The organism is Paenibacillus xanthanilyticus, from assembly GCF_042682185.1.
Lineage (GTDB): Bacteria > Bacillota > Bacilli > Paenibacillales > Paenibacillaceae > Paenibacillus_Z > Paenibacillus_Z xanthanilyticus.
This window is the reverse complement of record NZ_JBHUHA010000002.1, coordinates 1,499,652-1,521,512: the sequence shown is the minus strand read 5'-3', so window position 1 is coordinate 1,521,512 and position 21,861 is coordinate 1,499,652. Positions and strand designations below refer to the sequence as shown.

Below are 21,861 nucleotides of genomic sequence, written 5' to 3'. Positions count from 1 at the left end.
GCGTATCAGAATCGGACATGAAATTGCAGGGGGAGGACATTTCTTTTTCCTTTTCCGGGCGTACAATTAAATGCATGTCGGGCGAGCAGCGGAGCTGCGATCGTCCGAAACCATCTACCAAGAAAAGAGGAGATCGCCATGAAGGGAATCGTATGCGAGGAGATCGAAGCCTTCCGATATACGGAGGATTTGCCCGAACCGGTGCCGGCCGAGGGAGAGGCGATCGTGTGCATCCGGCGAATCGGCATATGCGGAACGGACTATCATGCGTTCAAAGGCCGGCAGCCGTTCTTCCGCTACCCGAGGATATTGGGTCACGAATTGTCGGGCGTGATCGAGCAGATCGGCGACAATGCCGAAGGGCTTGAGCCGGGGGATACGGTCGCGGTCATACCGTATCTGCACTGCGGACGCTGTCTGGCTTGCCGCCGCGGCACGACCAACTGCTGCGCGGACATGCAGGTGCTCGGGGTTCACCAAGACGGCGGGATGCGGGAGCGGATTGCCGTGCCTGCTGCCCAACTGCTGCGAGTAAGCGGGCTCTCCTTCGACGAGGCGGCCATGCTGGAGCCGCTGGCGATCGGCGCGCACGCGGTGCGGCGGGCGGAAGTCGCGGCGGGCGATACGGTGCTGGTCGTCGGCGCGGGACCGATCGGCTTGGGCGTCATGGCTTTCGCCAAACACGCGGGCGCGCGCGTCATCGCGATGGATATGAACGAGGAGCGCTTGGCGTTCTGCGTGTCCTGGGCGGGCGCGGACGAGACGCTCCGCGCGTCCGAGCCGGACGCGAAGACGCGACTTGCCGAGCTGACGGGCGGGGAGTTCCCGGTCGCGGTGTTCGACGCCACCGGCAATGCGGCCTCGATGATGAACGCGTTCGAATGGGTCGCGCATGGCGGGAAGCTGATCTTCGTCGGCTTGGTGAAAGGAGACATCACGTTCTCGGATCCCGAGTTCCATAAGCGCGAGCTCACGCTCATGGGCAGCCGCAACGCGACGAGGGCCGATTTCCGCCATGTCATGGACGTATTGGGCGGCCGGGGGCTCGATATCGGCGCGTACATCACGCACCGCGCCCCGTTCGACCGGATGATCGAATCCTTCGAGGCTTGGCTTCGGCCGGAGTCCAAGGTGATCAAGGCGATCGTTGAATTGTAACCTCGGAGGGCGGCTAGGCGTCATGGCGCTGCCGCCTTCTTTGCCGTCCGATTCGCCGCTGGATAGCGAAGAGGCTAATCGCCAGGAGGACGCCGAGGAGCGACATCGTCATGTCCTTCTGGCCGTCGAACGGATCGCCCTGCAGCCCGACATACTTGGCGGCCAGCTTCGGATTGAACAGCACCGCGGCCCACATTTCGAGCAGCTCGAACAACCCGCTGGCCGCGACGATGAAGGCGAACGTGACGACATATTGGCCGGCATGGCGCAGCTTGAGCCGGAATAGCACCGCCTCCCGCACCGGGAAGGCGAGAAGCAGCCCGAACGCGAAATGCACGATGCGGTCGTAGATGCCGCGCTTGAGATGGAAGAGCGACTTTAGCCAGTCATCGACCGGCGTCAGCTGGTAGGTGAAGTGCGCGCCGTACGTATGCAGCGCGAGGAATGCCGCGATCAACAGATAGCTGACGTTGGTCAACGGGAGTATGCGGTATGTCCAGATCAGCAGAATAATGAAGCTGATCGACAACGCGTTTTCCACCAGCCAGATCTTCCAATCCAGCGGTCGAATCGCCATGCATACCCAGAAGACCGCGAACGCGGCAATCGCGGCTTGAAGCAGCCAATTCGAGCTGAAGCGGATCTGGTGGCTTTTCAGCATGCGGGACCAGCCTGCGCTTCGCGGCTCCTTCGCGGATGAATTCGTCACGAGGCTTCCTCCTTATTAGTTACCCAAATGGACAATCGTGCCAATATCCATAGCGTTCCCAACCGCGGCGAAAGCATAAGCTTCCATCCCCTTGTCGCATGGTCAGGCAGTCGCCGATCGGCTACAATGGAGTCAACCATAGGGGTGCCCATACACCACGAATTACGAAAATGACCATGGAGGCACCCGACCACGGGAGCCGTTCGGCTAAAGGAGAACCATTGACATGAATACTACGCATGCCTCGGACGCGATTCGAATTCCGCCAGGCTTCTGGGAAGGGCTGCGGCAATTAGGAATCGCCCCTTCGGATGTCGCCCGTCAAGCGCGGCTGCCGCTCGACATCGACGCGGTGCCATTCGTCACGACCGTCCAATATTACGCGATCTGGCAGGCGTACACCGAGCTGAGCGGCGATATCGCGCAAGGCATCGTCAAGCTTGCGACGGCGTTCGAGACCGCTCAATATCCGCCGACCGTCTTGGCGCCTTATCACGCGCGCGATTACCGCGAAGCGCTGGTCCGCATGGCGCGCTACAAGCAGCTGTGCCCGCCCGAGAGCTTGAGCATCGCCGAGGAGGGCGATCGCTGCGCGATCGAGCTGGACTGGCAGTCCGGCGGACTGTCCGGTCCGCCGCTGCTAGCCGGCATTACGCTGGCCTTTCTGCTGGAGCTCGGGCGCCGAGGCACGGGGAAGCCGTTGACGGCGAGGCTCGTCGAATTCGCGCAGCCGATGGGCGATGCGCGGGCGCTGGAAGCTTACTTCGGCTGCCCGGTCCGGACAGGCGCGTCCCGTAATCGGCTGACGCTGCGCCGGCGGGATGTGGACCTTCCGTTTATCACTTATAACGAAGAGCTGCTGGACATTCTGACGCCGGCCTTGGACCATTCGCTGGTCGAACGACAGAGCGCAAGCACGACGTCCCAGACGGTTATACGGATCATGAAGCGCCGTCTAACGGAAGGGGGGCTCGACATGCGGTCCGTCGCGAGGGAGCTGGGCATGAGCGATCGGACCTTGCAGCGGCGCCTTGCGGACGAGCAGGCGAGCTTCAAGCAGCTGCTGACGCAGGCCAGACGCGAGCAGGCGCGGGCTTATCTCGCCGATCCGTCGCTCGACATCAAGGAAGTGGCGTTCTTGATCGGCTATGAAGACCAGAATTCGTTCTACCGCGCCTTCCGCCTCTGGGAAGGCGACACGCCCGCCAACTGGCGGACGGCGCATGCCGGCGCGAACTAACATGGAGGCGGGCGCGGCGAGGCAGGGCGAAGCGGCAATTGGCGCGTGGAGCAAGAACGTTGGCGGTGGCGGCTAGTTACGGCGCGATGCGGACCGCGTAATATATTCCCTATCCGATAGTCACAGTGAAGGAGACATGCAGCATGGATATGGGATTAAGCAGCAAAACCGCGTTGGTTACGGGTTCCGCAAGAGGGATCGGGAAAGCGATCGCGATGGAGCTTGCCAGGGAGGGCGTTCACGTTCTCGTGAACGGGCGCGGCGTGGATGAGGTCGAGCGAACCGTGCGGGAATTGAAGGCGGCGTTTCCGGCGACCTCGCCTCGCAATGCCGCAGCCGATCTGACGGATGCGGAACAACGCGCCGCTTTGTTCGAACGGTTCCCGCAGGTCGACATTCTCGTCAACAATGCGGGAATTTACGAAATCATGCGTTACGAGGACGTAAACGATGATGTCTGGGACCGCTACTTCCAGACGAACGTGCTTGCCGCGAACGCCTTATGCCAATTTTATTTGCCCGCGATGCTGAAGCAGGGGCAGGGACGGATTATGTTCATCGCGAGCGAAGAGGCCGTCATGCCTTCCGGACTGATGCCGCAGTATGCGATGACGAAGTCCATGCTGTTGTCGCTGTCGCGCAGCTTGTCCAAATTAACCGCCGGCACGGATGTGACGGTCAATACGATCATGCCCGGTCCGACGCTCTCCGAGAACGTGCAGCAGATCATCGAGGGGATGTACCCGGACGAATCGATGACGTTCGCGGACAAGGAGACCGCGTTCATGGCGGCTAGCCTGCCGCAGTCCGAACTGCGGCGATTCATCCGGCCGGCCGAGATCGGGCGACTGGCCGCGTTCGTCGGCAGTCCGTACGCCTCCGCCTTCAAGGGCTCGCCGATCCGCATGGACGGAGGCATGGTGCCGACGATCTATTAACGAAGGGCGCGCCCGGGCGCGATACGCACGGAAGCGGTTCCGGAGCTTGAGCATCCTCCCGATAGCGGGTATGCTAGAGCCGAAGGAGTGGAACGCATGTACGAGACCTATATTTTCGATTTGTACGGCACGTTGATCGATATCGAGACCGATGAGGAGGATCCGGTCGTCTGGGAGCGGCTCGCCCTGCATTACCGCTATGCGGGCATGAAGGCAGAGGGCCAGGCGCTGAATGCCGCCGTGCTGGAGGCGTCCGAGCGGCAGCTCGCGGCGGGCAAGGCGCGCTTCGAATGCCCGGAATTCGTCATGGAGCAGTCGTTCGGCGACGCCGCGCGGCAGCTTGGCGGACAGCCGACTGCGGCTTGGCTGAACGAGACGGTCCGCTGGCTCCGAACGCTGTCGATGCGCAAGCTTGCGCTCTACGACGGCGCGGACGAGCTGCTCGAATCGCTGCGCGCCGCGGGCAAGAAGCTCTATCTGCTGTCGAACGGCCAGCGGACGTTCGACAGCAGATAGAGCTCGAGGTGCTTGGCATCCGCGACCTGTTCGACGGGATCGCGATCTCGTCGGAGGCGGGCGTCAGCAAGCCGGATCCGTTATTATACCGCTATCTAGAGGAGCAGTACGGGGCGGACTTGTCGTCGGCGCTTATGATCGGCAACGACCCGCGCACGGACTTGGAGGGGGCAAGCCGGATCGGCATCGATGCCTGCTACATTCACTCCGCCTCGTCTCCAGCGAATATGCCGATTCGCTGTAAGCACCAGATCTGGGACGGCGACCTGCGCCGAATCGCGGGTTTCTCCGCGTCCTAAGCCTTGCATGATCGCCGCCGGCTTCCGTCAGAGCTTGCGAACATGCTCTGCCATAGGATTAGAGGCGCCCCAAATCCTTCTCCCGACGACGTCTATCTGCTCCTCAACTGCCAATAATAGAGGGGAGTAGTCGTACGGGGGGATGAATCATGTATCTTCAATTATCCGTCAAGCTGATCACGGGATTCGTCGTCCTGTTTGTCATGACGAAGTTCATCGGAGGCCGCGAGCTGAGGCAGCTGAACGTGTTTGATTTTATTTCGGCCATCGTGCTGTCCGAGCTCGTCGGCAACGTGCTCTACCAGCGTGATGTCACCGCTCTCCATATGTCCTATGCGCTTCTGCTGTGGACCGCGATGATCTATTTAATCGATAAAATCACGTTGAAGTTCGACGCTACGCGCAAACTGCTGGACGGGGAGTCGGAGCTTGTCATCGAAGAGGGCATCATCGACAGGAACATGCTGCGCAAGCACCGCATGGAATTAAAAGAATTGATGGGCTTGCTGCGGGAGAAGGACGTGTTCTCGCTGCGCGAAGTCCGCTTCGCGTTTCTCGAACCGGACGGGAACGTCAGCATCGTGAAAGGCGAAGCGCTCCGGTATGGAGAAGGCGGCGTCGCTTCATTGCCGACGCCGCTCGTGATGGACGGCGTCCTCGTGAAGAAGTCGTTGAAGCAGGTGGACAAGAGCGAGGAGTGGCTCCGGGAGGAGCTGCGCCTGCGATCGGTTACCGAGATTCAGCAGGTGTTCTACGCCGAGTATTTGCAGGGGCATGAATTATTGGTGCAGCTGAAGCCTTAGGGCGAAACCATATCGTCGGGCGGCCTTGATCCGGATGTTGACCGGATAGAGGCCGTCTTTTTGCGCATGCGCACGCGATTCCGAACCATGGAGACTAATCATCATTGTTTGTAGAAGGCATAGGCACGCAAAGTGCAAATGCCTTTTTTTTCTATTTTTCCGACAGGCCGCTTCTATGCGATAATAGGTAATGCAGAGAGAAAAAGGTAGGAATGAACTGGCAGTTGGGGGTAGGAAGAAAGCATGCGGAACGTCTATACCAAGGTTACGCTATTATTGACGATCGCCTTGATTGCGCTGCTCATCGCGAACAATCTGATCTATTATTTTATAAGCAAAGAGAAGCTCGAGCGGCAAGAGGTCGACAATCTGAAGTCGCAGGCGCAAGCCATCCACAACATTCTCGACCATTCGCGGGAGGGCTCGGCGTACGTCGAACGGCTCGTCGGCGAGAAGCTGCGGGCGGTCGCGCTGGCGATTCGATCGCGGCTCGATCCGGATATCGACAACGTGACCAATGAGGAGCTGGACGCGCTGGCGCGCGAGCTTGCGATCGACGACGTCACGCTGTTGACCAAAGAAGGAGAGGGCTTCGTGCTCGCGCGATCGTCCAAACGCGAAGAAATCGGGCTGTCGACGAACAAATGGGGGCTGTGGAACAAGGTTTTTCTGGAGCTGTACGAGAAGAAGAACGTGACGGCGATCCGGTGGGGCGATGCGCTCGACCATTACTGGACCGGGCCGTACTCCGTCTCCGATACGAACGCGGAAGAATTTTATAAGTACGGCTACTATTATGACGGGACCACGAATTACATCATCAACCCGTTCGTCTCGAACGCGTCCATTCGGCAGTATGAGCAAACGATCGGCATCGCATCCATTATCGGCTCCATCACCGCCTCCGACCCGAGCATCCTGGAGATTGCCGGCTTCAACCCGACGGCCCTCGGGAGAGAGAGGGTCGTGGCCAAGACCAGCTCCGGTCAGACGTATACGCCCCGGTACTATGCGCCGGTCTTCTTCGGCACGAACGCGTACGCGCATGAAGAGCTGGACGAGAAGGAAATCCGGCGGGCGATCGAGACGAAGGCCAGCACCAGCTACAAGGCTGACGTGAACGGACGTACGATTCTGAAGACGTTCATCCCGGTGTTCACGGACAAGATCGACGAGCTGGGGCTCGTGACGGACAACTCCGTCCGCGAGCTTGAACAGAACCTGGATTATTACGTGATCGGCATCGCGATCGATTACCGCAGCATCCAGAATCAGCTGAACGGCATTTTGCTGGAAATGGGCATGATCATCCTGCTCGTCACCGTGGTCTGCATGCTGCTTCTGCTCCTGCTGAACCGTTACTTCAGCCGGTCGAAAGATCAAACGGCCATCGAGGCGCAAGCCACCTACGTGGAGGAAATGAACGTGCTGTTCAACAATATCCGGGAGCAGCGGCACGACTTCGTCAATCACATCAATACCATCCACGCGTTGGCTCAGGTCGGGAAGTACGGCGAGCTGCGCGCGTATACCCAAGAAGTCGTCGGCGAAATTCACGATATTAACGAAATGCTTCATATCGGCAATCCTCCGCTGGCGGCCCTGATCCAAAGCAAACTCGTGCAGGCGCAGCGAAAGGACATCCGGTTCACGTACGCCTTCTCGAATATGAGCGGGTTCCCGCAAGGGGTGCGGTCCGTCGATTTCGTCCGCATGCTCGGCAATTTGATCGATAACGCGTTCGACGAAGTAGCGAAGGTCGAGCCGGAACAAAGAACGGTCGAGCTAACGGGCGCGATCGAGGCCGGCCGGCTGCGCTTCATCGTCCGGAACGCCGGGTCGATCGATGAGGCGGTCATGGATCGAATATTCGAGTCAGGCGTCACCACCAAGCCGGGGGGGCGCAATTCGGGGCTCGGCCTGCCGATCACGCTCGCCATCGTGAGAAGGTATAAGGGCACCATCAAGGTCGAGAATGACAATGGCGTCAAATTCACGATCGAAATTCCGGTCGCGTCTTAAGACGACGGCAAGAGCGAACCTTTCCTTCACGGAATGAGGCGATGATAGCGCCTGCTCCGGGAAGGAAAGGTTTTTTCGTGTTCTCGAAAAACGTCCTTGACTGGACACCATTCGGTGTCCTATAATCTAACCAGACACCAAAAGGTGTCCCATAAGAAGAAATGGACGAATGGTTGCAGTCAGAATAGAGGCATGACCCAGACGATATTGAGGAGGCATTCAAATGAGCAAAATGATCGGCACGGCAACGACCGCGACAGCAGGTACCCAGGTTCGAGGGAAGGCGATCGCGTATTGGACCGTCACGCTGCTGTTCGCGGCGTCGATGACGATGAGCGGGATCGGGCAATTGCTGCGATGGGAAGGAAATCTCGAGTTGGTGGCGAATCTTGGATATCCTGTGTACGTTTTGACCATTCTTGGGATATGGAAGGTACTGGGCGCGATCGCGATCGTCGTACCCGGGGCCGCGAGGCTGAAGGAATGGACGTACGCCGGCTTTTTCTTTCTCCTGACGGGCGCGGCAATCTCCCATGCGCTGGGCAGCGAGACCGGCGTCGATGCGTTCTCCATCCTCCTGCCGCTTGTCTATGCCGCGCTGAACATCGCTTCGTGGGCGCTGCGTCCGAAGAGCCGGACGCTGTAAGAGGCGCTCCTAATCATGACCGGTCCTCCCTTCGTGTCAACATGAGCGCGCAGCTGCGGTAAATCAATTTTTGGAGGGACTGTCGTGAGCGAGAAAAACCAGTTGCGAGATGTGTTTGATGCGATCGCAGATCCGACGAGGCGCCGACTGGTCCGTCTGTTAGCAGAGGCCGAGGAGATCCCGCTGCATGAATTGACGGCCCAGTTCGACATGGGCCGCACGGCGGTATCCAAGCATTTGACGATCCTCAGAGAAGCCGGACTGGTCCATGACCGCAAAGTCGGCCGCGAAACGCGATATCGGTTAAACGCCGCTCCGCTTAAAGAGGTGCAGGATTGGGTGGCTTACTATAACAAGTTCTGGCATGCGAATTTGCTGCGCCTGCAGCACCTATTAGAGGAGGAAGAAGAATGAGTTTAACGTTGAATTTGGATTTTCAGTACACGACGACGATCGAGAAGCTGTGGAACGCCCTGACCGATTCGGGCAAGCTTGCCAAGTGGATCGCCAACATCCACACTGGCGTGCCGATGGAGAACGACTTCCAGCCCGTCGTCGGCTACAAATTCCAATTCCGCACCCAGCCGAACGAATGGTGGGACGGCATCATCAACGGCGAAGTGCTGCTCGTGGAAGAACCGAACCGGTTGTCCTATACGTGGGGCAGCGGCGATGAGGTCCACACGATAACCTGGACGCTGCAGGAGCTGGAAGCGGGCAAGGTGAACCTGCATCTCGAACAGACCGGCATCTCCAACGCGCCTGCGCTCAATGGCGCCAAGTATGGCTGGAGCAAATGGTGCGGCGATCTGGAACAGGCGCTGGCGCAATAGTTCAACGCCCGCGCGAACGCGGCGAACCCATTATGCATAGGAAAAGGAGCGCTCCTGAATGACGACTCGCGTAACCAATCCCAAGGTGGATGGATTCTTAAGGAAAGCCAAAACGTGGAAAGAAGAATTCGAGAAGCTGCGCGAGATCGTGCTGAACAGCGGGCTGACCGAGGATTTCAAATGGATGCATCCGTGCTACACGCTTGGCGATAAGAACATCGTAATTATTCATGGCTTCAAAGACTATTGCGCGCTGCTGTTTCACAAAGGCGCCCTGCTGCGCGATCCTCACGGCATCCTGATCCAACAGACGGAGAACGTGCAGGCCGCGCGCCAGCTTCGGTTCACGAGCGTGCAGCAGATCATCGAGATGGAAGCGACCATTGAAGCCTATATTCACGAAGCGATCGAGGTGGAGAAATCCGGCTTGGAGATCGAATTCAAGAAGAGTGAGCAATATGCCGTCCCGGAAGAATTCCAAGCGAAGCTGGATGAGCACCCCGACTTGAAGACCGCGTTCGAAGCGTTGACGCCGGGCCGGCAGCGCGCATACCTGCTTCACTTCGCCGCCCCCAAACAAGCCAAGACCCGCGTGGCGCGGGTGGAGAAGTATATGCAGCAAATACTTGATGGCAAGGGATTGAATGATTAGGATTTCGTCAGAAGACAGGGCAACGCCAAGGCATGAGGGCATTTTAGCTGAATACAATCGAGAAAGCAGCCGAACCACGTTCGGCTGTTTTTTGTTGTCGTTAGATATATAGGCACGATTCGTAGGCCATGAAGAAGTTTCCAACTTGTTCACGTATACGACGCAAATTGTCGTTGCGTGTGGGAGCAGTTGGAAGTATATTAGACTAAACGGTTAGTCTAATTCTTGGGGGAGGTCGAGGGTATGAAGAAAGTGGGTATCGTAGGGGCAGGTATTGGCGGCTTAGTAACGGCGGCTTTGTTGGCGAAGAGAGGTCACCAGGTCGTGGTGATGGAGCGCGCGCCGATTCCGGGGGGCAGAAGCCATGTCATGTCGAAGAACGGTTTTACGATGAGTTACGGCGCCCATGCGGTATTGGCGCCCAAGGAAGAGCCGATGCGTTCCATCGTTCGCGAGCTTGACCTGCAGATGACGTACCGGAAGGCGAGCTTGTCCAAATTCAAGCTTCTCCTGGGCGGCAAGGTCGTCTCGAGTCCGCTTGGTTTCGGCGCGCTGACCTCTCCCGCGATTTCGGGCTTCTTTAACCATTTGCAATGTTTGAAGCAATTTTACGGAATGGTAAAGCAAGCGCCGGCCTTCCCGGAAACCCTCTCCGTCGGACAATGGATTCGCGGCAACGTACACAACCCCGAGATCGCCAAGGTGCTGTCCGCTTATGCCTCGTTATCGGTCTACGACGGCGCGCTCGACTTGTATTCGATGAACCGATTCGTGGAATTAACCGCCCGCGAGTATGCCCGCAACGAACCATTAAGCTATATGGGGTATGACGTCCTCCTGGAAGAGCTGCAGCATGCGATTACGAAGAATGGGGGACGCATTCTATTCGGCAAACCCGTCTCGGAGCTCATCGTGGAAGCGGATCGCGTGAAGGGCGTCGTATGCGCGGGAGAGCGGCATCTATTCGATGACGTCGTGCTGAACGTTCCGCCGAGGGAGCTGGGCAAGCTCTTCGGCGATTCCTCCCTTGCGGACGAGTTCGGCGATTATGTTAATCAACCGGCTCACTATGTGTTCGTCTACGACCTCATGCTAGCCAAGCGGCTGCGCGGCGATATCGGGAATTTGCTGGATCTGGACGGCGGCTTCTACATCAATGATTACGGGTTGAATAATCCTTCATCCGTCCCGGCCGGCGGGCAATTGGTCAACGGCCTGAAGTTCTTGAGCGCCCGGGAGCAGCAGGACGACGATCACGGGAAGGGATCGCAAGCGGCATTTGAAACTTTGCTCCATAACGTATATCCTGGATGGGAAAAGCATGTCGTCCATAAGCGGATCATCCATCGGGCGATGGTGAACGGGATCGCGCGCAGAACGAATGCCAAACTGCTGCCGCTGCAAAGCCGAGCCGTACGCGGCTTATACCTGGTTGGCGATTCCACGGAAGGATCGGGGGCGCTTGGCATGCCTTGCTATGATAGCGCGAAGAAGGTCGCGGATTTATTATCCGGAAGCGAATGAAGCCGCAGGAGCGCGGTGATGGAGGAATTCAGGCATGAGTCAGGGAAAAGAAAAAATTCTGCAAACCGCTTTACGGGAATTTGCGGAGAAAGGGTTCGACGGGGCGAGGATCGACTACATCTCGAAAGCGGCCGGCGTGAACAAAGCGTTGATTTATTATCACTTCAAGAGCAAGGAAGAACTCTTCACGGCCGTCATTAACGACTTGTTCGGCAAGGCGGCTTCCGTTTCGATTGAACTTAACGGGACGACCGTTCGCGACAACTTGATTCAAGTCATGGAGCATTTTATGGATTTTCTTCATCATAATCCGTATTTCGTGAAGATTATGGACCAAAGCGTGGCGCAAGACCGGGACATTTTTCTGCAGCTTCATCATCAAAATTTCTTTTTCGAAGCGGTGCTCGGGATGTATCGCTTAGGCGTCCAGACCGGCGAATGCAGGAAGGTCGATCATCCGGAAGATTTCGTCGTCAGCTTGCTGGGCGCGGTGTATTTCTATTTCTCGCATCATAAGGCCATCCGGAAGTTTTACGGGAACCTCTCCGAGGCGGAAGTCATCGCGATCCGGAAAAACACGGTAAAGGATATGATCGAGCGACTGGTATTCGCGTGATGCGGCCGTAGCTGCGGCGGCGCAGCCGGCGAGCATGATTCAGGGGAGGACGAAGAATTGGCGCCCAAACATATTGTTTCCGCGGCGGCGATCGTCGTGAACGAGCATAACGAAATCTTGTTGATCAAAGGACCGAAGCGAGGCTGGGAGATGCCGGGCGGTCAGGTGGAAGAGGGAGAATCCTTGAAAGACGCCGCGATCCGGGAAACGAAGGAAGAGAGCGGCATCGAGATCGAAGTGACGAAGTTTTGCGGCGTATTTCAAAATGTAGGCGCCAGCATTTGCAACATGCTGTTTTTGGGCAGACCCGTCGGCGGCGAATTAACGGCGACGGAGGAGTCGCTCGAAGTTGGATATTTCCCGATCGACACCGCGCTCGAGATGGTCAGCTGGGGCAACTTCAAGGAACGAATCGAGCTTTGCTTGAAGGAAGATTGTCATCCCATATATGTGGAGTTCTCCATTCCGCTTAAGGAGTGTTAGCGCGCGGCGAACGGGGAACGCGAGTTTCGCGCCATCTAGGAGCAGTTTGCCCGCCGGGCAGCTGCTCTTTTTGTCGTGGAGGGGCTTTGACAATCCGACTACTGCGTGTTACTATGTAGTGGTAATAAGTGATACTGAATATCGGTCATACAGAATAGCGAAGGGTGATTGCGCTGGAAAACTTAACGGAAATGCTCAAAGGGGTGCTGGAGGGCTGCGTCCTTGAAATCATTAGCCGCAACGAAACCTACGGCTACGAAATTACGCGGCGGCTGAATGCCCTTGGCTTCAAGGATGTCGTGGAGGGAACGGTGTACACCATTCTGGTTCGGCTGGAAAAGAGCAAGTTGGTGGAAGTCAACAAGAAACCCTCCGACATGGGACCGCCGCGAAAATTCTTCACGCTTAACGACGCAGGGCGCGAGGAGCTGCAGCGGTTCTGGGAAAAATGGGCGTTCATATCCTCTAAAATAAACGAGTTAAAGGAGATGAAATCATGAATTTTTGGGAAAAAATCACCGGCAGCGACATGACGAAGCAGATGAAATCGTTTGAAGCGCGTGTCCAAAAGCTGCCGGCTGATTATCAAGCGGCCTGGAATCAAATCAATGCCAATCTGTGGACGCACGCCGATTTCACCGGCCGCAACCTCATGCCGATTGTGGACGGCGTGCTTGGCCTGTTCGAGGAAACAGCTGCGGAGGGCCAGCATGTCCGCGAGGTGTTGGGCGACGATATCAAAGGCTTCTGCTCGGCGCTGGCCGGCGAAGAAGGGGCGAAGTCGTATCGCGACAAATGGCGCGAGCAGCTCAACCACAGCATCGCCAAAAAACTAGGCAAAAAATAGGAGGATAACATGAGAATTCACGATATCATCCAAGGCAAAAAAGAGTGGCGCGCGCATGCGGCTCGCGTCAAAGCGCTCCCGCAGGATTACCAGATCGTATATAAAGAGATACAGAAATATTTCTTTAAGGTCGGCCCCGTCGAGCTCACCGAAGGGACGGGATTGCTCTCGGGGATCGTCGATCTATTCGAAGAGGGCGCGGCCTCGGGGAAAGGCGTGCTCGACGTGACGGGCAAAGACGTAGCGGCTTTCTGCGACGAGCTCATCAAAGATTCCAAGACGTACGCGGACCTCATTCAAGAAGCGGTTGAACAAGAAGCGAACAAGACCATGAAAAAGGATAAAAAAAAGTAAGGAGGAGAACGGGTGTCAAATAGCCGCCGGACCGACCACTGCAGGTGGGGCTGGCGGCTATTTGGCGTGAAGGGGAATCATCTTGCCGAGCGCTATCCAGATGGGGAAGGCTGAGCGGACCAATTCGCTTGAGCGTGGGCTGTCTTGGATGAAACAGATAAACGTTGACAGATGCAAAATCTTCCACTATATTTTTTAATTAGTGATAACGATTATCATTATCAATAAATACTAAGGAGCCAATATTCGATGAAGAGACGATTTTACTTCCCCTGTATGCTTGCTTTTGTCCTTATCCTCTCCGCTTGCGGCAGCAACAACAACACCAATTCAGCGCCAGACGAGGTCCAGTCGGCGACGATGACCTACCAGTCCGAGACCGGGCCCATTGAAGTTCCCGCTAATCCGCAGCGCGTCATTGCCCTCTCCGGCTTTCCCGGCGATGTCCTTAGCTTAGGGGTGAATGTCGTTGGCGTAGATTCATGGTCGAAGGCCAACCCCACGTTCGAAGAACAGTTAAAAGACGTCCAAGAGGTATCCGCCGAGAATCTGGAAACCATCATAGACTTGAAACCGGATCTCATTATTGGATTAAACTCGATTAAAAATATCGATAAATTAAGCGAAATTGCGCCTACAGTCACCTACACATGGGGGAAATTGGATTATTTAACCCAACACCTGGAGATCGGCAAGCTCTTAAATAAAGAAAAAGAGGCGAAAGCGTGGATCGATGATTTTAAAAAACGCGCACAAGCGATCGGGGAGGATGTTCGCGCTAAGGTTGGCGAGGATGCGACCGTCTCTGTATTTGAAACCTATGAAAAGGAAATCTTTGCATTCGGCGATCATTTTGGCCGCGGCACGGAAATCTTGTACCAGGAGATGAAGTTGAAGATGCCCGAGAAACTCAAGCAATTCATTTCGGAAACGGGCTACAATACCATATCGGCAGAAGTGCTTCCGGAGTATGCCGGGGATTTTATCGTTCTCAGCAAATACTCGACCGCGGACCATGCCTTCCAAGAGACCGAGACGTACAAGAATATTCCCGCCGTACAAAACAATCGCGTATTCGAGCTTGACGGAAGAAGCTCCTCCTACACCGATCCCGTAACGTTGGACATGCAGCTGGACATTTTCAAGAAAGCCTTTTTAGGCAACTAACCCTGAAAATAGGAAACGGCAGCCGGAAGGCTGCCGTTTTTCTTGACGATTTCATTCCCATACATTTTGCAGCGGGAGTCCGCGCTCGATTCGAGCCAAGTCATCCACGCGTTGAATAAAGGCTGTTTTTGCTCGCGTATAGCCATCAGGGTCGGCATGGTATTGTTGGGCCAGCGCATGTTTAAGTTCCCCGTATTCCTTCACCAGCTCAGGATGTTGACGGAGGTAATCGCGAAATAGAAGTTCTTTTCTCTCGTAAAATCCCTCGATCGGCAGAAGATGCAAATGATGCGTGCGCTCACCGGCAACGGCTTTGGCGAATAAATGCCGCCCGGTCATGCCGGCTTCAACATAGAAGTAATCCAACGAGCTAAGCCTGCCTGCATAGTCCTCTGCTTGCAGCAATGCTTGAACGCCAGCGTACATATCGATAATAGGTTTGGCTTCTTGGTTAGGGATAGAGGTACTGCCGGTATGTTCAATGGTGACGATGTGCGCGCCTAGAATATCAAGCAATCGCTGCTTCTCTTTTTCAAATTCCAGAGGCCAATCCACGTTGTAAGGTACTACTTTGACGGTATATTGATTTTGCGCAGACATTTAATCATCTTCCTTTCCAATTTTATGGATTGCAAAAGAGGCTATAAGAAATTACCATTTTATTTATATCGGGTCAATAATTGCAAAAGGAGATGAACCGACGACTTAGTTTCCGGGCCGGCGCATAGTCTGATGAAGATATACTAGGCGAGGTGAGAGAATGAAGAAGAGGATTGGCATTATCGGCAATGGCGTTGCGGGATTGCAGCTGGCTTACGCCTTGAAGGACGAATTTGACGTAACGATGCATCATTACGAGGACCCGGCGGACATTCGCCAAGGACGTATACGGTCGACGCAGGTTCATTTTCATCCTGCGGTGGAGCGGGGACAGCGAGCGGGAATGCCTGCCGCGGAGGAAGCGCCGCCGATCCAAACGATCCATTTCAGCATGGGCGCGCAGAAGCTATTCGTGGGCAGACTCGCCGGCCCCGCCAAGTCCGTCGACCAGCGTCTTGCTTTCGCGGCGGGAACATCCGATCTGATGGAGCAGGGCGTAAGGTTGCGCAAAGACCGCGTGATGCCGAGCGACATCGGAGCATTAGCCGACAACTACGATCTTGTCATCGACGCGACGGGCAAGTCGGGTCCGTTGTTTCCCTTTCCCGTTGAACAAGCGCTCACGCCGTTCCAGACGCCGCAGCGGAAGTGTAGCGTCGGCTATTTTACCGGCGTGTCTCCCGTTAGTCCGGCAGGGGTTTCGATTACCGTTCTGCCCGGTGCCGGTGAAATGTTCGAAATTCCGGCTTTCACGGATAAAGGCCCGGTTACCATTTTGTTCATTGAAGCGGTGCCTGAAGGGCCGTTGGACGCTTTTAAAGGGGTCAAGTCCGCTGCGGAATTCGAGGAACGGATGAAGGCAACCGTGCAGCTGCATTTTCCTGCAATTCAGGGGCGTGTCGATGCAGAGCATTTTGCGCTGGTGGATCATCATGCCTATCTCCAGACGGCGATAACGCCCGTTGTCCGCAGACCCTATGTGATGCACGGCGACAAGCTCATTCTAGGGTGCGGAGATAGTGCCGTGCTGGCGGACCCGATAACGGGTCAGGGGTGTAATACCGCCTCTTATTGCGCGGAGCAGCTGGTCGCCACCCTAATGGACCATAAGGAGACCTCATGGGATGAACAAGTTGGCATCGCTTATTGGAAGCGTACCCACCCCTACGTGACGGCGGTGACGGAATGGACGAATGCGATGACGGGCCCCTTGCCGGAGCATATTGCCCAGCTGTTGATGCAGGCAGCCGGAGACCAGGAGACGGCGGATCGAATCGCGCATTGGTTCGAGCATCCTCCGCGCGCTTACGAGGCATTTTTTCAATCGGCTGCAAGAACGGATTGAACCCTTTTGCGCGTGACTTCTGGTCGGACGCGGCTTCGAATCGCATTCACAGCTGCAACCACGAGCCGGACAGCCCAATTGAGGCGTCCGGCTTTTCCTCCAGCTGAAAGGAAAGTATTGGTAGAATGTAGAACTATATCGATTACTGGAATCATACAATCCAACGGTCAACGAAAGGTGGAGCAAACGTGATCCATGACATTTTTGAAGCGGCCCGTACGGGCGATCGCGAGCAATTACAGCTGTTGTTGGAGCAAAACCCCGCGCTTGCCAACGCGAAAAATGAACACGGCCTGACGCCATTGGGATTCGCCGCGCACTATGGGCAGGCGGAGGCCGTGAAGGCGCTGCTGGCGCATGGCGCCGAGGTTAACGCGGTCTCTCATTCGAGAATTCCGTATATCCCCTCGAATACCGCGCTCCATGCGGCGATTGCCGGCGAACGGGATATGGACGTCATCCGCGTGCTGCTCGCGAACAACGCCAACCCGAACATTTTCGATAGCAACGGACATACGAGCTTGCATACGGCGGCCTTCCATGATGACAATGCGGAGCTGGTCCAATTGCTGATGGAGCACGGTGCGGATGCGGGGGCGAGCATAGAAGGCGGCGAGGACGCCGTTTCGCTTGCGAAGGCCAGAGGAAATCTCCGCGTCGCGGCGGTATTGGAGCGTTCCCGGTAAGATGACGAATGCCGGCAGTCACGCCGGCAGCCGTACTTTTAGGAGGGAAGGGTTGAGGGCATGGGAATATTTGATCGGTTCAAGAACAAACCGGACGCGCATGATCCGCTGCACGCGATCATCGCCAAATTAGGCTGCGAGTGCCAGATCATTCGCGAGCACGATGCGCAGGGCGTGATGACCCAATACCGCCAAGCTTTGGCGGAGGGAGAAAGAGAAGGATTTACCCCGCTTATTATCGTCCCTTCGGATACGATCGTTGACCACGTCGTGATGATGTCGAATGAGCATGATCGAGAAGCCATCCTTGCCCGAGCGAATGAGCTGGATGCCGTCGCCTTATTAAAGAAACTCGTATCGGAGTCTATGCCCGAGGAGGAAGAGGAAGAGCTGGATATCATGGGCGAGTTTGCGGTCGAGGAGGCAGCGTTGCATCATTTTGTCTCCATTCCCCAGGTGCTCCATCAGGACATCCTGCTTGCCAAAATTCCGACGCGCAACCCTTGGGAAGCGGCCGCTTGGGTACCGATGGGCGGGTTCAATGCTTGTCCGATGCCGGAGGAGCAAGTGGCCGTGTTCAAATACTGGTATGAGAAATACGGGGCCCGGCCAGGATTAGTCACTTCCGATGTATGGGAGCTGGTTGTCGAGAACCCGCCCAGGACACAGGAAGAAGCAGCGCATCTCGCGTTGGAGCAGTTTGGCTTTTGCGGCGACATCGTTTGGCAAGGCGTGGGATCGGTTAATGCGCTGGCAGGTTCGCTGCTGGATTCGCCGTACTGGTATTTTTGGTGGGATTAATTCGGTCCCTAATAGTAAAAAAATGGCGATAAAGGGCCTTATCCCTATATCGCCATTTGCCGTTTATTGCCCACTGCCGCTTTATACTTGGGTGGTACTTCCATTCTAACAAGGGCAGGCTTCTTCATGGTTTTGAAATTTCGAGATGGGTTACCCAAACGGAGAGGGGGCATGATTCTGGAGAAGCGATAGCGTTCGCCTTTGTGAGCGGAGCCTACCTTAGCCCATTACATTCAAGGAATCCGGGAACAACAGCGATCGGAAGAACATGCGACCCCGCAGTGGATGCGGTAACCAAAGCATTACATTAAAAAATAGGGGCGGCCTTGCGTCATCAAATCGATGTCTTCTGGGACACCCCTCGGCAGGCCTAGATAAACTGCTTTACATCGTTGTTGCGATTGAAGCGATAGATGGCGACGAGCGTGAACACGGCGGCGAAGGCGACGAGAATGGCCAAGTTGAGTCCGAGGCTTCCAAGCGCTTGACCATCCTGCAGCTTCGTGAGCGTGTCGAGCAGCCAGTGCTGCGGGAGAAAGCTCGAGATTTTCTTCACCGTATCCGGCATAATCTCGGGTGGGAAGAAGCAGCCGGCAAGCAGGCAGGTCGGCGTAATGATCAGCGTCTGCAGCGCAGAGGCGCCACGGCTGTTCTTCGAGAACGCGGTGAGCAGCAGGGCGAGCCCGATGGCGACGAGCGAGAACAGGAGGAGCGTGCCGAGCAGATCTCCGAACGGAACGCCGGAATCGATGCCGAAGGCGTATTTCAAGACCAGCAGCGTAATGACGATCTGCAGCACCTGGATGAGGAAGGTAACCAGCACGTTCGCGAGCACGAATGCCCGGGCCGACAGCGGCGACGAGAGCAGCCGGAGGAAGGTGCGATCTTCCCTCTCCTTCAGAATGAGGCCGGACATGTTGACCGCGGAGGTGAGGAGGAACATGAGCAGGAAGCCGATCGTTTGGTACGTCATATCCTTATACTTCGCCGTATCTTGAAGCGACTCGGCGTCGAGCTTGAAGCTGGACGTTCGGTAATCCGCATAGATGGCGTCGAACGCATCCGGGTCGCTCTTCGTTGCTTGGCCGATCGCGGCGACGTTCACGAGGTAACCGTCAAGCAGCGCTTTCACGTAAGCGGTCACCTCCGCGCCTTTGGCGGAGACGAGGCGCAGATGGGCCGGCTGACCGTCCCGGACGCTGTCTGCGAATCCGTCCTCGAAGATAAGGCCGCTATCCAGCTTGCCGGAAGCGATGTCCTTGTTCATGGAGGCTTCGTCCGTCATCGCGATCTTCACGTTATTCAACCCTTCGACGAATTGAATCGCATCTTGCGTCAACGTCTTGTCGCCGTCTTGGTTGAGGACGCCGACGCGCAGGCTGCCGCCGCTCGCGCTTCCGTAGATCAGCATGGAGAGCAGGACGGCGGCGATCGGCAATCCGAAATAGACGATCCAGCTCGATCGCTTGCGGAAGGTCGAGCGGACCAGCCTGCGCGCAATCCAAAGCATGTTGTTCATATCAGAACGCCTCCCGTTTGCGCATCGTAATGGCGACGAATGCGAGGAACGCCGCCGCGATCGCGGTATTCAGCGCGATGACCGGAAACACGGCTTGCAAGTCGTCGTTATAGATCAAGTTCATCAACGCTTCATTCGCCCAGCGAAGAGGCGACAAATTCGCGATTCCGCCGAAGACGCCGGATGCCTCGTCGACGGGGAAATAGGCGCCGCCGACCATGGATGCCACTTGCACGAAGATCATCATGACGGCGTTCACCGCATCGTCTTTGAACAGGAAGGCGACGCCAAGGCCGAAGCTGACCGCCAGCAGCACTTCGGTGAACAGCAGGAGGAACACGTGGCCGAGGTGATCGCCCCAGTTGGCGTTGAACGCGTACTTGCTGAACAGGACGACCGCGAGAATGCACAGGAAGTTGATGATGGTGCTCGCGATGACCTTGCCCGCGAAAATCTCGAGCTTGAAGACGGGGGCGGCGGCCAGCCGGAGCGCCGTCTTTCGCTTCACTTCGCCGCGAATAAGCCAGCTCGCCGACATACAGGCATAGAAAGCGATCATCGTCGATTCCGCGATCGCGTAATAATCGATGGAGTCCGGCTTGCGGTCTGGATCGATCGAGGACTCCTGGACGTACGAACCGGCCGTCATGGAACCCTCAATGATGGCATGCGCCGATTCGGGATTGTGCTTGACGGCTGCCGCGGCAAAGCTGTACTTGTCGGCGAACGAGGTTAGCATGCCTTGGAGGATATTGCTCGCGATCGTATCGCGGCTGCTTCCGTAGAAGCGAATGCCATTGTCGTCAATCTCCGCGTACGCCGTAAATTGATTTTCCGCAACGGCTTCCTTGCCGTCGATGCCGCTTGCGGCGGGCGTCAGCTCGACGCCTTCTTGGCCGATCCCTTGCGCGAAGCGGTTCCAATAGTCTTGCAGCTGCTGACTCTGGGCGGAATTGTTCACAAGCAGCTTCATATCGCCGACTTCGATACCGCTGTGGAAGGCGTTCGTGAGCGCCGTCCCGAGGATCAGAATAAGCACGATCGGGAAAGCAAGCATAAAGAGCAGGGTGCGCCGATCCCGCAAGTCCTTCTTCATCTCGAATAACGCTATGTTGAGCACGTTCACGTTCTTCGACCTCCTTAGTCGCGCAGGTTCCGTCCGGTTAAGGTAAGGAATACCGTCTCCAGATTAGGCGCTTGCTCTTCGACCGAGCTAATCTCGACTTGATCGCGAATCAGCTGTTGGATGACCCAATTGAGATTGTTGATCTCGCTTCTCGACACGATCTTGACCATCTGTTCTTCCAACCGAACGGAATTGACGCCGGAGATTCGCTTCAGCGCGTCGAGGTCCAGCCGGTCGGCGTTCTTCAAGCCGATCCACGTCTCCTTCGTATCGGTAATGATCGACTTGAGCTGCTCCTTCGTACCCTCCGCGATGATCTTGCCATGGTCGACGATCGCGATTCGGGTGCAGATCTCTTCGACCTCTTCCATATAGTGGCTCGTATAGATGACCGAGCAGCCCATCTGATTCAGCTTCTTGACCGAGTTCAGAATGTAGTTGCGCGACTGAGGGTCGATGCCAACGGTCGGTTCGTCCATAATAATCAGCTTCGGGCGGTGCGCGATGGCGCAGGCGATGTTGAGGCGCCGCTTCATGCCCCCGGAGAAACTCTTCGGCAGCGCTTTGTGCTTATCGCCGAGACCGACGAACTCCAGCGCCTCCGCCGTGCGTTCCTTCAGCAGCGAGCCGCGAAGCCCGTACAGTCCGGCGAAGAAGCTCACGTTCTCGTAGGCGGTCATCTCTTCGTAGATCGCGAGGTCCTGCGGTACGATGCCGATGTTCATCTTGACGAACTTGTTCTCCTTCACAATGTCTCGGCCGAGAACCTGAATCTCTCCCTTCGTGATCCGCAGCAGCGAGGAGATCATGTTGATCGTCGTGCTTTTGCCCGCGCCGTTCGCGCCGAGGAAGCCGAAGATCTCGCCTTCACGGACGCTGAGATTCATGTTATCGACGGCGATGAAATCGCCGAAAGTTTTGGTCAGGTCGCGGATTTCCAATACGTTCATCCGTTATCACTCCGTTCCCGTTCATCG

The 21,861-nt window shown here is 56.4% G+C and carries 26 protein-coding genes; 21 read left to right on the top strand and 5 right to left on the bottom strand.

Annotation, left to right across the window (positions count from 1 at the left end):
• Window positions 1-138: 138 nt before the first annotated feature.
• Window positions 139-1,158 carry a zinc-binding alcohol dehydrogenase family protein gene (locus tag ACFSKT_RS23825; RefSeq protein ID WP_377717849.1) on the top strand — a complete coding sequence of 340 codons (1,020 nt, stop codon included), beginning with the start codon at window positions 139-141 and terminating at the stop codon, window positions 1,156-1,158.
• A 13-nt stretch (window positions 1,159-1,171) separates the two neighbouring features.
• Here ACFSKT_RS23825 and ACFSKT_RS23820 read toward each other — a convergent pair whose 3' ends face one another.
• Window positions 1,172-1,867: a DUF2238 domain-containing protein gene (locus ACFSKT_RS23820; RefSeq protein WP_377717848.1), complete on the bottom strand. Its 696-nt coding sequence runs from the start codon at window positions 1,865-1,867 to the stop codon at window positions 1,172-1,174.
• Window positions 1,868-2,093: 226 nt separating this feature from the next.
• Here ACFSKT_RS23820 and ACFSKT_RS23815 point away from each other — a divergent pair, with 226 nt between their 5' ends.
• From ACFSKT_RS23815 to ACFSKT_RS23735, 17 genes are all read left to right on the top strand, one after another.
• Window positions 2,094-3,107: a helix-turn-helix domain-containing protein gene (locus tag ACFSKT_RS23815; RefSeq protein WP_377717847.1), complete on the top strand. Its 1,014-nt coding sequence runs from the start codon at window positions 2,094-2,096 to the stop codon at window positions 3,105-3,107.
• Window positions 3,108-3,250: 143 nt separating this feature from the next.
• Window positions 3,251-4,045, top strand: coding sequence for an SDR family NAD(P)-dependent oxidoreductase (locus ACFSKT_RS23810; protein ID WP_377717846.1), 795 nt, complete (start codon window positions 3,251-3,253; stop codon window positions 4,043-4,045).
• Between the two features lie 96 nt (window positions 4,046-4,141).
• Window positions 4,142-4,561, top strand: a complete 420-nt coding sequence (locus ACFSKT_RS23805) for an HAD family hydrolase (protein ID WP_377717845.1) — start codon at window positions 4,142-4,144, stop codon at window positions 4,559-4,561.
• Window positions 4,562-4,569: 8 nt separating this feature from the next.
• A complete protein-coding gene (locus ACFSKT_RS23800; RefSeq protein WP_377717844.1) occupies window positions 4,570-4,860 on the top strand; it encodes an HAD family hydrolase in 291 nt (96 codons plus the stop codon).
• A 149-nt stretch (window positions 4,861-5,009) separates the two neighbouring features.
• Window positions 5,010-5,663, top strand: coding sequence for a DUF421 domain-containing protein (locus ACFSKT_RS23795; RefSeq protein ID WP_377717843.1), 654 nt, complete (start codon window positions 5,010-5,012; stop codon window positions 5,661-5,663).
• A 243-nt stretch (window positions 5,664-5,906) separates the two neighbouring features.
• Window positions 5,907-7,685 carry a sensor histidine kinase gene (locus tag ACFSKT_RS23790; protein WP_377717842.1) on the top strand — a complete coding sequence of 593 codons (1,779 nt, stop codon included), beginning with the start codon at window positions 5,907-5,909 and terminating at the stop codon, window positions 7,683-7,685.
• 223 nt (window positions 7,686-7,908) lie between these two features.
• Complete coding sequence (locus ACFSKT_RS23785) at window positions 7,909-8,331, top strand: DoxX family protein (RefSeq protein WP_377717841.1); 423 nt, start codon at window positions 7,909-7,911, stop codon at window positions 8,329-8,331.
• 84 nt (window positions 8,332-8,415) lie between these two features.
• A complete protein-coding gene (locus ACFSKT_RS23780; protein ID WP_377717840.1) occupies window positions 8,416-8,745 on the top strand; it encodes an ArsR/SmtB family transcription factor in 330 nt (109 codons plus the stop codon).
• A complete protein-coding gene (locus ACFSKT_RS23775; protein WP_377717839.1) occupies window positions 8,742-9,164 on the top strand; it encodes an SRPBCC family protein in 423 nt (140 codons plus the stop codon). The genes ACFSKT_RS23780 and ACFSKT_RS23775 overlap by 4 nt, the downstream gene beginning before the upstream one ends.
• A gap of 58 nt (window positions 9,165-9,222) precedes the next feature.
• Window positions 9,223-9,816, top strand: a complete 594-nt coding sequence (locus ACFSKT_RS23770; protein ID WP_377717838.1) for a YdeI/OmpD-associated family protein — start codon at window positions 9,223-9,225, stop codon at window positions 9,814-9,816.
• 243 nt (window positions 9,817-10,059) lie between these two features.
• The gene (locus tag ACFSKT_RS23765) at window positions 10,060-11,340 is read left to right on the top strand and encodes a phytoene desaturase family protein (RefSeq protein ID WP_377717837.1); all 1,281 of its coding nucleotides are present in this window, start codon (window positions 10,060-10,062) and stop codon (window positions 11,338-11,340) included.
• Window positions 11,341-11,374: 34 nt separating this feature from the next.
• The gene (locus tag ACFSKT_RS23760; RefSeq protein WP_377717836.1) at window positions 11,375-11,956 is read left to right on the top strand and encodes a TetR/AcrR family transcriptional regulator; all 582 of its coding nucleotides are present in this window, start codon (window positions 11,375-11,377) and stop codon (window positions 11,954-11,956) included.
• Window positions 11,957-12,013: 57 nt separating this feature from the next.
• Window positions 12,014-12,439 carry an NUDIX hydrolase gene (locus ACFSKT_RS23755; RefSeq protein ID WP_377717835.1) on the top strand — a complete coding sequence of 142 codons (426 nt, stop codon included), beginning with the start codon at window positions 12,014-12,016 and terminating at the stop codon, window positions 12,437-12,439.
• Window positions 12,440-12,630: 191 nt separating this feature from the next.
• Window positions 12,631-12,939, top strand: a complete 309-nt coding sequence (locus ACFSKT_RS23750; RefSeq protein WP_377717889.1) for a PadR family transcriptional regulator — start codon at window positions 12,631-12,633, stop codon at window positions 12,937-12,939.
• Complete coding sequence (locus ACFSKT_RS23745) at window positions 12,936-13,286, top strand: DUF1048 domain-containing protein (RefSeq protein ID WP_377717834.1); 351 nt, start codon at window positions 12,936-12,938, stop codon at window positions 13,284-13,286. Before ACFSKT_RS23750 ends, ACFSKT_RS23745 begins: the two co-directional genes overlap by 4 nt.
• A gap of 9 nt (window positions 13,287-13,295) precedes the next feature.
• Window positions 13,296-13,640: a DUF1048 domain-containing protein gene (locus ACFSKT_RS23740; protein ID WP_377717833.1), complete on the top strand. Its 345-nt coding sequence runs from the start codon at window positions 13,296-13,298 to the stop codon at window positions 13,638-13,640.
• A gap of 249 nt (window positions 13,641-13,889) precedes the next feature.
• Window positions 13,890-14,807 carry an ABC transporter substrate-binding protein gene (locus ACFSKT_RS23735; RefSeq protein ID WP_377717832.1) on the top strand — a complete coding sequence of 306 codons (918 nt, stop codon included), beginning with the start codon at window positions 13,890-13,892 and terminating at the stop codon, window positions 14,805-14,807.
• Window positions 14,808-14,858: 51 nt separating this feature from the next.
• Here the strand turns inward: ACFSKT_RS23735 and ACFSKT_RS23730 are convergent, their stop codons facing one another.
• On the bottom strand, window positions 14,859-15,407 hold the full coding sequence (locus tag ACFSKT_RS23730) for a GrpB family protein (protein ID WP_377717831.1): 549 nt from the start codon (window positions 15,405-15,407) through the stop codon (window positions 14,859-14,861).
• Between the two features lie 160 nt (window positions 15,408-15,567).
• Between ACFSKT_RS23730 and ACFSKT_RS23725 the strand changes: the two genes are divergently transcribed.
• The 3 genes from ACFSKT_RS23725 to ACFSKT_RS23715 all read left to right on the top strand — a co-directional run bounded on the left by ACFSKT_RS23725 (window position 15,568) and on the right by ACFSKT_RS23715 (window position 18,239).
• On the top strand, window positions 15,568-16,752 hold the full coding sequence (locus tag ACFSKT_RS23725) for a styrene monooxygenase/indole monooxygenase family protein (protein ID WP_377717830.1): 1,185 nt from the start codon (window positions 15,568-15,570) through the stop codon (window positions 16,750-16,752).
• 188 nt (window positions 16,753-16,940) lie between these two features.
• Window positions 16,941-17,438 (top strand): ankyrin repeat domain-containing protein, encoded by a 498-nt coding sequence (locus ACFSKT_RS23720; RefSeq protein WP_377717829.1) that lies wholly within the window; start codon window positions 16,941-16,943, stop codon window positions 17,436-17,438.
• Window positions 17,439-17,498: 60 nt separating this feature from the next.
• On the top strand, window positions 17,499-18,239 hold the full coding sequence (locus ACFSKT_RS23715) for a DUF4253 domain-containing protein (RefSeq protein WP_377717828.1): 741 nt from the start codon (window positions 17,499-17,501) through the stop codon (window positions 18,237-18,239).
• 370 nt (window positions 18,240-18,609) lie between these two features.
• Here ACFSKT_RS23715 and ACFSKT_RS23710 read toward each other — a convergent pair whose 3' ends face one another.
• From ACFSKT_RS23710 to ACFSKT_RS23700, 3 genes are read right to left on the bottom strand one after another with little or no spacing between them, the layout of a single operon-like run.
• Window positions 18,610-19,758, bottom strand: coding sequence for an ABC transporter permease (locus tag ACFSKT_RS23710; protein ID WP_377717827.1), 1,149 nt, complete (start codon window positions 19,756-19,758; stop codon window positions 18,610-18,612).
• A gap of 1 nt (window position 19,759) precedes the next feature.
• Entirely contained in the window at window positions 19,760-20,884 is a 1,125-nt protein-coding gene (locus tag ACFSKT_RS23705; protein ID WP_377717826.1) for an ABC transporter permease, read from the bottom strand.
• A gap of 14 nt (window positions 20,885-20,898) precedes the next feature.
• Complete coding sequence (locus ACFSKT_RS23700; RefSeq protein ID WP_377717825.1) at window positions 20,899-21,834, bottom strand: ABC transporter ATP-binding protein; 936 nt, start codon at window positions 21,832-21,834, stop codon at window positions 20,899-20,901.
• Between the last annotated feature and the right edge of the window lie 27 nt (window positions 21,835-21,861).